The 13480-nt window shown below is 38.2% G+C and carries 9 protein-coding genes; all 9 read left to right on the forward strand.

The genetic code is table 11. From position 1 onward, the window contains the following. The first annotated feature begins 84 nt into the window (after positions 1-84). Complete coding sequence (locus tag AC4HAJ_RS03645) at positions 85-882, forward strand: hypothetical protein (RefSeq protein WP_491078802.1); 798 nt, start codon at positions 85-87, stop codon at positions 880-882. A 19-nt stretch (positions 883-901) separates the two neighbouring features. Next, positions 902-3553 (forward strand): valine--tRNA ligase, encoded by a 2652-nt coding sequence (locus AC4HAJ_RS03650; protein WP_491078803.1) that lies wholly within the window; start codon positions 902-904, stop codon positions 3551-3553. Beyond that, positions 3543-8108, forward strand: coding sequence for a hypothetical protein (locus tag AC4HAJ_RS03655; protein WP_491078804.1), 4566 nt, complete (start codon positions 3543-3545; stop codon positions 8106-8108). The genes AC4HAJ_RS03650 and AC4HAJ_RS03655 overlap by 11 nt, the downstream gene beginning before the upstream one ends. Before the next feature lie 160 nt (positions 8109-8268). Continuing rightward, entirely contained in the window at positions 8269-8493 is a 225-nt protein-coding gene (gene relB, locus AC4HAJ_RS03660; protein WP_491078805.1) for a type II toxin-antitoxin system RelB family antitoxin, read from the forward strand. Continuing rightward, entirely contained in the window at positions 8486-8770 is a 285-nt protein-coding gene (locus AC4HAJ_RS03665) for a type II toxin-antitoxin system RelE family toxin (RefSeq protein ID WP_491078806.1), read from the forward strand. Before relB ends, AC4HAJ_RS03665 begins: the two co-directional genes overlap by 8 nt. A 223-nt stretch (positions 8771-8993) precedes the next feature. After that, positions 8994-9746, forward strand: a complete 753-nt coding sequence (locus AC4HAJ_RS03670; protein WP_491078807.1) for an ABC transporter ATP-binding protein — start codon at positions 8994-8996, stop codon at positions 9744-9746. A 1-nt stretch (position 9747) separates the two neighbouring features. After that, positions 9748-11697, forward strand: a complete 1950-nt coding sequence (locus tag AC4HAJ_RS03675) for an ABC transporter permease (protein ID WP_491078808.1) — start codon at positions 9748-9750, stop codon at positions 11695-11697. 110 nt (positions 11698-11807) lie between these two features. Further along, on the forward strand, positions 11808-12476 hold the full coding sequence (locus AC4HAJ_RS03680) for a response regulator transcription factor (protein ID WP_491078809.1): 669 nt from the start codon (positions 11808-11810) through the stop codon (positions 12474-12476). Further along, on the forward strand, positions 12473-13423 hold the full coding sequence (locus tag AC4HAJ_RS03685; RefSeq protein ID WP_491078810.1) for a sensor histidine kinase: 951 nt from the start codon (positions 12473-12475) through the stop codon (positions 13421-13423). The genes AC4HAJ_RS03680 and AC4HAJ_RS03685 overlap by 4 nt, the downstream gene beginning before the upstream one ends. The last annotated feature ends 57 nt before the right edge of the window (positions 13424-13480 follow it).

The raw sequence follows: 13480 nt of genomic DNA on the forward strand, positions 1-13480 counted from the left end.
CTTGTGTAAATTTTGCACAGGTTGAACTGTTCGGAAAAATCGAACAGTTCAGCAAAGAAACCAGATGTACAAAAGGGAAAAAATATGAAAAGAAATCTTCAAACTCTGTTATTAATATCTTTGATAGCAATCTTAGTTATTACCTATTTAACTTGGACTGGTTTTATAAGTGTCAAAGAACTCATTAATGGTGCGATTATTGGTGCAATGGTTTCATTAATGGTATCGGTTCCTTTTGAGTATTTAAATTATAAAAATAACCAGAAAGGTAACCTAGAAGCCTATTTTTGGAAGGGGATAGTACCTTATCAAAATTCTTTACAAGAGATTTTCGCTTCTTCAAGAGAATTTCATTCTTTTGAAAGTATTATTTTTGAAAAATATGATATTCCTAAAGAATCAGATGATTGGAGAGACTATTTAGAAGCTTTTAATAAGTACGAGAACACGCTAACGCCAAGGATTGAAAAATTTTGTGAAGAGATTGATCGTGCGACAAATTCACATAATAATGTGGTGCCTTTTTTAAGTGCTCGTCTACAAAATATTGAAATGAAGAATTTGTTTGAAAGAACAGATAAAGTCTATGAAAAATGTTATAAAACTTATACGATAATAGAAAATATTGATTGGACACTAACTGAAGCTAGACAACTAATAGACGATATCAAGATTAGCGAATATGACCCTATTAGACAAAACTGTAGCAAACTAATTGTTTTAAGGTGGTTATCTGATTTATATTTTAACAATTATGATAGAGGTATAGAGGATATTGAGGATAATGAAAATATAAGTAAGACTGATGAGGAGAATGTAGGAAAAGCTAAATATGATTTAAACACTTCAATTGATGAAGTTATGGAAATGATGAGAAAATAAATTTAAAGGAGCAAAACTAATGTCAAAAGAACTTTCACCAAAATACAATCCAGCTGAGGTTGAGGCTGGGCGTTACCAAACTTGGTTAGACCAAGATGTTTTCAAGCCGTCTGGCGACAAGAAGGCTAAGCCTTACTCAATCGTGATTCCACCACCAAATGTCACTGGGAAATTGCACCTTGGACATGCTTGGGACACGACACTTCAAGATATCATTATCCGTCAAAAGCGCATGCAAGGTTTTGATACCCTTTGGCTGCCTGGCATGGATCATGCGGGTATCGCTACACAGGCCAAGGTCGAAGCTCGCTTGGCTGAAGACGGGATTTCCCGTTACGACCTCGGCCGTGAAAACTTCTTGGACAAGGTCTGGGAATGGAAGGACGAATATGCCGCAACCATCAAGGAGCAGTGGGGCAAGATGGGGATTTCTGTCGATTACTCACGTGAGCGCTTCACTCTTGATGAAGGCCTGTCAAAGGCTGTTCGTAAGGTCTTCGTTGAGCTTTATAAAAAAGGCTGGATCTACCGTGGTGAGTTCATCATCAACTGGGATCCCAAAGCTCGTACGGCTCTGTCTGACATCGAGGTTATCCACAAGGATGTCGAAGGCGCCTTCTACCACATGAACTACATGTTGGAAGATGGTTCACGCGCCCTTGAGGTCGCAACCACTCGTCCGGAAACCATGTTTGGTGATGTTGCGGTAGCGGTTAATCCAAATGATGATCGCTACAAGGACCTGATCGGCAAAAATGTTATCCTGCCAATCGTTAACAAACCAATTCCAATCGTTGCCGATGAGCATGCGGATCCTGAATTTGGAACTGGTGTCGTTAAAATCACGCCTGCTCATGACCCTAACGATTTTTTGGTCGGTCAGCGCCACAATCTGCCGCAAGTCAATGTCATGAATGACAACGGTACTATGAATGAACTGGCTGGTGAATTTGTCGGCATGGATCGCTTCCAAGCTCGCAAGGCTACGGTTGCCAAATTAGAAGAAATTGGTGCCCTTGTCAAAGTCGAAAAAATGACCCACTCGGTCGGTCACTCAGAGCGTACTGGTGTTATGGTTGAACCTCGCCTGTCTACTCAATGGTTTGTCAAAATGGATCAGCTGGCTAAAAATGCTATTGCCAACCAAGATACAGACGATCGTGTGGACTTCTATCCGCCACGTTTTAATGACACCTTCCTGCAATGGATGGAGAACGTCCACGACTGGGTTATCTCCCGCCAGCTCTGGTGGGGTCACCAGATTCCTGCTTGGTACAATGCCAATGGTGAAATGTATGTCGGGGAAGAAGCACCGGAAGGCGACGGCTGGACACAAGACGAAGATGTCCTTGATACGTGGTTTAGCTCGGCTCTCTGGCCATTTTCAACCATGGGCTGGCCTGACACGGAAGCAGAAGACTTTAAGCGTTACTTCCCAACCTCAACCCTTGTCACAGGTTATGACATCATCTTCTTCTGGGTGTCTCGTATGATTTTCCAATCCTTGGAATTCACTGGCCGCCAGCCTTTCAAGAATGTCCTCATCCACGGTCTTATTCGCGATGAGCAGGGACGTAAGATGTCCAAATCCCTCGGAAACGGTATCGACCCCATGGATGTTGTCGATAAATACGGTGCCGATGCCCTGCGCTGGTTCCTCTCAAACGGCTCTGCGCCGGGGCAAGACGTCCGCTTCTCTTACGAAAAGATGGATGCTGCTTGGAACTTCATTAACAAAATCTGGAATATTTCCCGCTATATTCTCATGAACAATGAAGGCTTGACACTTGATCAAGCGACAGCCAATGTCGATAAGGTTGCTGCGGGGACAGCAGGAAATGTCACGGACAAATGGATTCTCCACAACCTCAATGAGACCATTGGCAAGGTTACGGAAAACTTTGACAAGTTTGAGTTTGGAGTGGCCGGTCATATCCTCTACAATTTCATCTGGGATGAATTCGCCGACTGGTATGTGGAATTGACCAAGGAAGTCCTCTACAGTGACGATGAAGACGAGAAGGTGATTACCCGCTCAGTCCTCCTCTACACGCTAGACAAGATTCTGCGCCTCCTCCACCCAATCATGCCGTTTGTGACGGAAGAAATCTTTGGACAATATGCAGATGGCTCAATCGTCACAGCAGCCTATCCGACGGTTAATCTTGCTTTTGAAAATGAGGCTGCGCATAAAGGCGTGGAAAGTTTGAAAGACTTGATTCGTAGTGTTCGAAATGCGCGTGCTGAAGTCAACGTAGCACCAAGCAAGCCAATCACTATCCTTGTCAAAACCAGCGACAGCGACTTGGAAAGCTTCTTCAATGCTAATGTCAACTACATCAGGCGTTTCACCAATCCTGAAAAACTTGAAATCTCAAGTGATATCGACACCCCAGACCTTGCCATGTCAGCCGTCATCACAGGCGCCGAAATCTTCCTGCCGCTGGCAGACCTGCTCAATGTCCAAGAAGAGTTAGAACGCCTAAACAAAGAATTGGCCAAATGGCAAAAAGAACTGGACATGGTTGCTAAAAAACTCGGCAACGAACGCTTCGTCCAAAACGCCAAACCAGAAATCGTCCAAAAAGAGCGCGACAAACAAACCGACTACCAAGCCAAATACGATGCAACAGTAGAGCGGATTAAAGAGATGGAGAAGCTTGAAAGATAAACACATGAAGCCCAGCCTAAAAGGTTGGGCTTTTGGTATAATAACAATGAGTATATATTATCTAAAAGGAGAGTTAGTAATGCCATTTGAATCAGGAGGAAGAGCGGATAAATTAGGAAATAGGTATGAACTTAATTGGATTGTGCTGAAATTTATTGATATTATTACTGAAAAGATCGAGGCTATAAAAATTGAAGCTATTGGAGAGGATGAAAGAGGAGTTGATGTTTGGATAAAATATAAAGATGGACACAAAGAGGCGCAACAGTGTAAGGGACGTAATGGTACGAAAGAAATTTGGACTATCTCTGATTTAAATCAAAAAGGCATACTGGAGAATTGGAGAAATCACTTAGAACGGGATTCACGAACAGAAGTTGCTTTAGTCAGTCCTCTTCCTTTTTTGAACTTTTCTGATTTGATTTATAGAGCTAAAACAAACGATAATGTCCAGTCTTTTATTGATTATCAAATTAAAACATCTTCTGAGATGAAAAAATTATTTGATAACTATATCAGATATATGAAACTATCTACTGAAAATGACGTTCATAAAATTATTGATTTTTTAAACAGGACAGTAATTAGGCAAGAGCCTAATCCAGAGAATGAGGAGTTTATAATCGATAGAATTAGTCAATATTTTTTGGATGATGCTAATAGTATAAAATCGAAATTTATTAATTTAATTTTAAATGGTGAAATCTTTGGCAAGTGGATTTCGATTACAGATTTAGAATCATTTATTAAGAAGGAGAAAATAGAATATAGAAATTTAGCGCATGACACACGGATAATGCCTAGAATAAGGGCATTAAATGATGAATATAAAAATCGTTTTAAAGTATTGAATTCTGGTTTGGAAATTCGTAAACAACTTGAACAATGTATAAATTATATTCAAGAAGGAAAGTCTATTATTATTCATGGGAAAGCTGGTAATGGAAAAAGTGGTTTAACAGAAAATATTATTGATTGGTGTGATGAAAATCAGATTTTCCATTTAGATATAAAGCTCGACAGTCATATTCCTAAAAATTCAACCCAGTCATGGAGTGAGGAGTTAGGTTTTCCGGCAAGTATTAGTTTTTGTTTAGATGCTATTTCTAAGGAAGATCATTTAGTATTAATTTTAGACCAGTTAGACGCATTAAGATGGACTGCTAGAAATTCTAAAAATTCTATTGCAACTTGTTTGGAGTTGATTAGAGAAATACAAAGTGTTAATCTAGAGAGAAAAAACAAGATTTCTATTATTTTTGTGTGCAGGAGTTATGATTTAGCTAATGATAGTGGAATAATGTCACTTTTTGAGCAAAAAAACAAAGATAATAATGAATTTTGGCAAAAAATTGCAGTTGACGAATTTTCAGAAGAAGAAGTTCAGAGAATTTTAGGAGGTAAATATCAAGGCTATCCTCGTAAACTACAACAGTTATTAAAAACACCAAGCAATCTTTATATTTGGGAACAGATTAGTGATGTAACAGAGTATTATCAAATAACTAGTACCTATAATCTAGTAGATAAATGGTGGGGAGATTTATCTGAAAAATGCTGGGAAGCAGGTTTAAGTGAAGATGACCTAAATAATTTAAAAGAACAGTTCGTCAATTTATTTATTGATACAGGAGAAATTGTATTTAGTAAAAGAAGGATTAGAGGGAGCGAGAGAGCTTTACGATATTTGATTAGCCAAGGAATGTTAATGGAGGAATCTAATAAGGTTTCCTTCAGTCATCAATCATTTTTAGACTGTTTTGTTGCTGAGCAAATGATTGACGCTTATTATTCTGGCCAGAGTATGAATGATATAGTTGGAAATAAGCAACAGCAGAATCCTACTAGGCGTTATCAATTTCAAATTTTTCTACAATCTCTGATGGAAGAATCTGAAAAAGATTTTTTGGATTTTGGAGATATATTAATAAAAAATGATGATATAAGATTTAATTTTAAATTTGTTTTCTTCGAGATTATTGCTAGTATACAAAATCCTTCCGAAAAGATATTACAATATTTAGGGGGACTAATTCAAAAATCAAAATTTAAAAATCATATATGCCAAACTGTTATTAGTGGACATCCTTCATACGTTAATTTTTTAGTAAAAGAAGGAATTTTACCAAAGTGGTTAGTTGAAAATAAAATATTGGTTATTAATTTGTTAAGCAGTATTTCCCCAAACTATACAAGTGACAGTATTGAATTTATTTCTCAATCAATTAGAACTTCTGATAATAAAGATGAGTGGCGTGGTTGTTTTTTTAGTGATTATCATAATGACTCGGAAGATTTTTTTCAATTAAGATTAGAATACTGGAAAACTTGTGTGAGGAATATAGACTGGTTTGACGATTTTTATAAAAATATTAATAGATATACGATTGATATTTTAGTTTTATTCCTAGAACAGTATCAAGAGAAAGATAACACAGATAGATTTTATAGTGAATCGAAAATTTTTGATGAAATTTCTAAAGAGTATATAAGTGAAAATTACAGTTATATTGTTAATCGCCTATTACCATTTGCTAAAAAATTCTCAAAAATCAATTTATCGAAATATAATTTTGCATTGATAGAAAGAGATGGAGTGCAAAGATTTTATATTAGTATACTCCATAAAGCAAATAAATACTTCGCATATAAGGAACCCGAGGCCTTCTTTACACATTACAAAGATTATATGGGAAAAGGTGATTGTTTTTATAACGAGTTAATCTTAGATGCACTTTACTATTTACCAATTGACTATGCTGATAAATGTATTAAATATTTACTAGTTGACTTTGATAAAACACTCTTTGAGCAGTCAGAGGGATATGAGAGAAAAATGGTCTTAGCTAAACGATTAATTGGTAAAGTATCAGCTAATTGTTCACTAGAACTATACAATCAATTAGAATATAAAATTATTCATTACCTATCACCTAAAGCATTGCAAAGGCTTCAAAGCCGCATTGATACTAATAAAACACAAAATAATTATGTAGTTTATTGGCCGTTTTGGGGAGAGCTTCAATATAGATTGTTGCCGATTTTGCCACAAGAAAGAATGAGTAAAGAGGCAACTGAATTATTGCAAGTTTTAGAACGTAGTAATAATTTTCAAGATTCTTTTTATGAGTCAAGAAGTGGAAGTGTGATTTCGCCATTAAATGGTAAAGTAGTCTCTACTAAGTCATGGGAGAGAATTCTTATTAATAGAAAAGATAGGAGGCAATCTAAATGGGATGAAAAACGTCATGTTTTTGTTGAATCTTCACCTGCTGAATTATCAAGAAATTTTAGAGATACAGTTTCTCAAGAACCTCATACCTACATACCTTTATTTTTAAAATTATCTTATGAGCATAAAATAAATAAACATTATCTTTATGGTCTGTTGGGAGCTATCAAAGATCTGAAAGAGATTTCAGATAGTTTATTAGCTGATATCGAGGTGATTCTTCTGAACTATATTGATTCAGAAAGTTATGATAGTCTATATCATTTCTTTGCTATAATAGATAAGCATCCAGAGGTCAATTGGTCCGCAAGTGTACTAGAGAGATTGCAAGAGTATTTAAAACAAACAAAATTAGATACTTTAGATAAATTTAGTAAAATTGAAAATTTAGAAGATTATGTAAGACAATCATATTCTACTTTAAGAGGGTATGGGATTCATGCTTTGGATAAATTAATAACATTGTCACCAAATTCTATTCCATATTTTAGAGATACTATATATTTACTCGCTATCGATCAGACTGATTATGTAAGATTTAATTCTATTTTTCTTATTGCTACTATCTTAGAAACAGACAAAGAATTTGCTAAAGAGCTTTTTGAAGTAGTTTATGATAAGGATGAACGAATGTTAGCACATTGGTGTAGTAATTACATCGTGCATAAATTTTATGATAATTATAAAGATAAAATTCAGGATTTATTACAGTCAGGATTTACTTCAAATGATAAATTACTTGTCAAAAAATCATCCTCTTTGATTACAGAAATTTATTTGAATAAAGGAGATATGAAGTCAAAAGTTTACGGTGGGGATGAACTTCAAGCAGAAAGTATTTGTCAGATGGCGGTTAACTATTTAAAAATAAAAGACAATAAAGGAAAAGCAAAGGACATCGTATCATATTATTTAGTAAATGATGATGTTAATTTAGAAAACATTCTACCGCAATTATTTTTAAAAGGTTTGCTGGATGTTGAAGAAGATAAAGATTTGATAATTAGCTTATTAACCTCTAAATATAGAGGAAAGTTATACTATTATTTTTTAAAGTTTCTTGAAAAACAAGTATCAATTTTAGAATATGAGGAAATTATTTTTGAAACAGTACCAAAACTTTTATCTAAAAATTTGGATTTAGAAATAGAACCTTATTATATTAGATTAGTGGAGGAGCGCATCTCAAAACTAATACTAACTCTTTACGATGAACATAAGGGAGATGAAGTTGCTGAAATGTGTTTAGATATTATTGATCAAATGTTTGAGAATGAATTTGGTAGCTCAAGAATTCTAATTAATGAATTAATGAAAAAGTAAAATTTATTTGTAGTATATTCTTTATTTTAAATCTTTTTGTTTATATAAGTTTTTTTGATATTTTTCCGAATAATAAGCAAAGCACGCCTTTCCACTTGTTTCCTATTCCATTTTGTAGTAAAATATAACTACAAAATAAAAATTTAAAGGGAGTGATTTCATGGCTGTACCAACTTCAGTTCGTTTGTCGGATGAGTTAAATGAAAAACTGACTTTGTGGACGAGTTCCCACAATATTAGCAAATCCGAATTTATTGCGCAGGTTTTGGCAGAAAAATTGGAAGATCTCTATGATATCCAGGAAGCTGATTTGGCTATGCAGGAGTGGTTTGATGATGGACAAGTGACTTACTCTCACGATGACATGATGAAGCGTTATGGCTAAATATCAGGTTCGCTATGCTTCGACCTTTTTCAAGGCCATGGATAAACTGGATAGGGGAACACAGAAGGTGATTGCCAAATGGATTGATAAACATTTGGTAGATGTTAACTTTCCAAAAGCACCAGGGAAATACCTAACAGGAAATCTTTCAGGTTATGTTCGTTTTCGTGTAGGTTCCTATCGAATCATTGCTCAGGTTGATGATGAAAAGTTTATCATTATGAATGTCCATGTAGCCAAACGCTCAGAGGTTTATAGATTTAAGGGAAAAAATTAAAACCAAGTCCATCTTATTATGGGCTTGGTTTTATTATCCTCAAAACTCCAACAGCAAGTGTCTTTTTCTTACAAAATTGTAAGAATGCAGAGCCAAATTGTAAGGTTCAGGGAGGAAATTTTCGGTAAACTAAAGGTGGTTAAAGATAAGAAGTCCATTTGGCTCACTCCAGCTGCATGTTGAGAGTCATTTTGGCTTATCATAAATAGAAAAGAGGCTAGCAATGCTATTAGAAATTAATCATCTCAAGAAAGTTTTCCGCACGCGCTTTTCCAAGGAAGAGACCCATGCGCTGCAAGATGTCGACTTTAAGATTGATAATGGCGAATTTATCGCCATTATGGGCGAGTCGGGTTCTGGTAAGACCACGCTTTTAAATATTCTGGCGACCCTAGAGAAACCAACGGAAGGCTCCGTCATGCTTAATGGTCGTGATATTACTAAGATCAAAGAGAGCCAGCTGGCTAGTTTTCGGCTGAAAAATCTAGGCTTTGTCTTTCAGGAGTTTAACCTGCTGGATACCCTTTCTGTAAGAGACAATATCTTTTTGCCTCTGGTCTTGGATAGAAAACCCTATCAGGAAATGAATCACCGTTTAAATGAACTGGCTCCCTTGCTCAGGATCCAAGAATTATTGGACAAGCGCCCTTTTGAGCTATCCGGTGGGCAAAAGCAAAGAGTAGCCGTAGCTAGAAGCCTTATGGCCAATCCTCAGGTTCTGCTAGCTGATGAACCTACAGCAGCCCTAGACTATCGTAACTCGGAAGACCTGCTCAATCTTTTTGAAACTATTAATTTGGATGGTCAGACCTTGCTCATGGTCACCCACTCGGCCAATGCTGCAGGTCATGCCAAGCGTGTTCTTTTCATCAAGGACGGTCGGATTTTCCACCAGCTCTACCGTGGTGAGAAAAGCAATAAAGATTTTAGTAAGGAAATTTCGCTAGCCATGTCAGCGCTACTAGGAGGTGAGTAGGATGTTCTATCTAAAAATGGCTGTTCGCAACCTCAAAAACTCCACGAGTCAGTACGGCCCCTTCATGCTGGCCAGCCTCCTGCTTTTCTCCCTGCTTTGTTCATCGTGGCTGATTTTACTCAGCCCTATGGGAAAAGAGATGAGCACTGGAGCTACGACCTTGGTTTTAGGACTTTTTGTCCTGACCATCTTTTCTATCATCATGGAGCGCTATAGTTACAAGATCTTACTCAAGCAGCGCAGCCGTGAATTCGGACTCTACAATATGTTGGGAATGAACAAGACCCAAGTCAGTTTTATAGCGACGCTGGAGCTGGGGATCATCTTTTTGGGATTAACTCTCATAGGTTCTGTCTTCAGTGCCGTTTTCTCAAAGTTTCTCTACCTCATTTTTGTCAATATTATCGACTATAACAGGCTTAATTTAAAACTGACCATCCTGCCCTTTATTCTGACCATTCTGATTTTTGCAGGGATCTTTCTAGTCTTGGAGCTGACAGCCCTCTGGCATATCAGAAAGTCTTCTCCCTTAAACCTTTTCAGTAAGCAGGAGCAAGGGGAAAAAGAACCTCGTGGCAATATTATCCTAGCAGCAGCTGGACTCTTATCACTGGGTTGGGCTTACTATCTTGCTTTAACATCTACCGATTCTGCAGCTCTCGTGGTCCTCTACCGTTTCTTTATCGCTGTGCTATTGGTTATTGCAGGGACCTATCTCTTTTACATCAGTTTTATGACTTGGTACCTCAAGCACCGTCGTAAAAACAAGGCTTATTACTACCAGCCCGAACATTTTGTGACCACCTCGCAGATGATCTTTCGCATGAAGCAAAATGCGACAGGGCTAGCTAGCATCACCCTGTTAGCGGTCATGGCTCTGGTCACCATCGCCACCACAGTGTCCCTCTACAGCAATACCCAAAATATAGCTAGAGAGACCTTCCCAAAGTCTGTTCGAATTAGGTATAGTACCAAGAATGCTGATGGTCGTAAACAGCTACAAGCAAATGTTCTAGACAAATTGGATAAATCAGACAAGAACCTGATAGACTATACAACCAATATGATATTTATGCCCGTAGGCAAGCAAAAGTCTATCCAAGTGACGGCTGATACTATCTCTCAAGGTGCTATAAAGCAAGGGTTTATCTATGTTATCACCCAATCTGATTTCCGTAGATTAGGAAACGCTTTCCCCAACCTGAAAAAGAAACAAGCAGCCTTCTATATCCAAAAGGGGAACAGCCAGCTAAAAAGCCTTGATCTATTTGATCGGCATTACGACGTTGTCAAAAACTTTAAAGATGTGAAGATGCCAGACGCTGCAACGACCTACAATTCAGGTGTCCTAGTCGTCTCCAATCGCCAGGAAGCCAAGGCTATAGTAGCAGCTTACAACCCCTATCTATCTAAGATGACAGAAATTAGTGAAAATTATACAGCCTATCTGGATTTATCTGATAAGGAGATCAAGCAAGTTGCGCCAGATGTCAATAATAGCATTATTGGTGATGATGGGATCTTGGACACGCGCCAAGACTACCTAGCAGAAGGCTATAGGATATTCGGCGGGCTACTCTTCACAGGTGTCCTTCTAGGCAGCAGCTTCATTTTGGGCTTAGCCCTGATTATCTACTATAAACAATATTCTGAAGGGCATGAAGACAAGAAGTCCTATCGTATCTTGCAAGAAGTCGGTATGAGTGAAGGACAGGTAAAAAAGACCATCAATTCACAAATTATCCTTGTCTTCTTTATGCCCCTGGCCTTTGCTGCCTTGCACTTTGTCATGGCTATTCCCATGCTTAAGCAGCTGCTTCTAGCTTTTGGTGTATCCAGCTCCAATCTGGTCTACCTTGTCAGCCTTATAACGGTTGCGCTTATCGCTTTGATCTACTTTATCATCTATCGCTTAACCAGTCGCACATACTACCGTCTGATTGAGCGCTAATCTCAAAGAATTACTCCCTGGGCTTCTGGGTCGGCAGTTTCGACTCAGGGCCTTTTATGTTAAAATGACTAATAATCTCCCTAGAGAAATTAGCTTTAGAAAGGACGCCTATGAATCAGTCCAAAGGGAAAATTTATCTGGTTGAAGATGATCCGACCATCGTATCGCTCCTTAGCCAGCATTTATCAGACCGCTATCAGGTGGCCAGTGTCCGCAATTTTCGTGATGTCCGTCAAGAAGCTGAAGCGTTCAAACCTGATCTCATATTGATGGATATTACCCTGCCTTATTTCAATGGCTTTTATTGGACAACAGAGATTCGCAAGTCCATGACTCTGCCTATTATCTTTATCTCCTCTAGCGACGATGAGATGGACATGGTCATGGCACTCAATATGGGCGGTGATGATTTTATTGCCAAACCTTTTTCGCTGCCCCTTTTAGATGCTAAAATCTCAGCTTTTCTACGCAGAGCCCAGCAGTTTACGGCTGATGTTCTGCATATAGGTGAATTTAGTCTGACACGTGACGGTCTTTTGTCTAACGGTGATAGGCAGGTGACCTTATCACCAACCGAAAATAAGATTTTAACCATTTTACTTTCCCACAAGGATCAAGTGGTTTCCAAGGAAGAATTGCTGGAAAAGCTCTGGGAAAATGAGAGTTTTATCGACCAAAACACCTTAAATGTCAATATGACCCGTCTGCGTAAAAAAGTCAGCCCCTTGGCTTTCAACCATATCCATACAGTGAGAGGAGTAGGCTATATCATCAAATGATTAGGAAATTTATCAAGGAATATGGGCTTTGGTATCTGATATACGCTCTCATGGTTGTCCTCTTCCTTTTGAACTTTTGGCTCTACCATTTGCCTCTGATCTATTTTATCAATACGCTAGCTTTTAATACTCTGATGTTTCTTGGCTTTAGTCTCTGGCTTTATAGCCGTTTTTCCAGCAAGTTAAAACAGCTAAATAATACTGCGGTTCATGTTGAACTGTCGGATTTTAAAAGATGGCAGTCCCCTAGTGACAAAAGTTACCAGGCTATTATCGCTGATCTAAAAGCCAAGGAAGCTGAGATCCTATTGGATACAGTGCAAGACCGCAATCGTCTAGAAGCCATGATTAAAATGTGGTCCCATCAGATGAAGGTGCCGATCTCTGCTCTATCGCTTATGGCCCAAACTCAGCAGCTGGACAAGAACGAAGTCGAGCAGCAACTGCAACGGCTCCAAAACTATCTCAACACCTTATTAGCCTACCTAAAATTTAGCCAGTACAATGATGACTTTCGTTTTGAGAAGACTTCTGTGCGAGAGCTCTCTGTCGATCTTGTTAAGACCTATCGCACCCTCTGCCTTGCTAAAAATCTATCGGTGAGCATTGAGGGTGATTGGCAGGTCGAGACGGATAAAAAATGGCTGACCTTTGCCCTAGCCCAGATTCTGGACAATGCTATTAAATACTCCCATGACGATAGCCAAATCACCTTGACCATGACTGAGCAAGGTATATCTATCAGTGACCAAGGAATAGGGATATTACAGGAAGATCTTCCCAGACTATTTGAAGAAGGTTTTACAGGCTATAATGGTCACGAGCACCAGAAGGCTACAGGGTTAGGTCTCTATATGACCAAGCAAATCTTGGACAGGCTTGGCTTGACTATTGCGATTAGCAGTCAAGTTGGTCAAGGAACCAGCGTTCAAATCACAAGATCATAACCCCCGTACAAAAACCGCTTCCCAAAGGTTAGAGATAATTTTATCCTTTAGAGAAGC

It is taken from the genome of Streptococcus sp. ALY_211, from assembly GCF_058314555.1.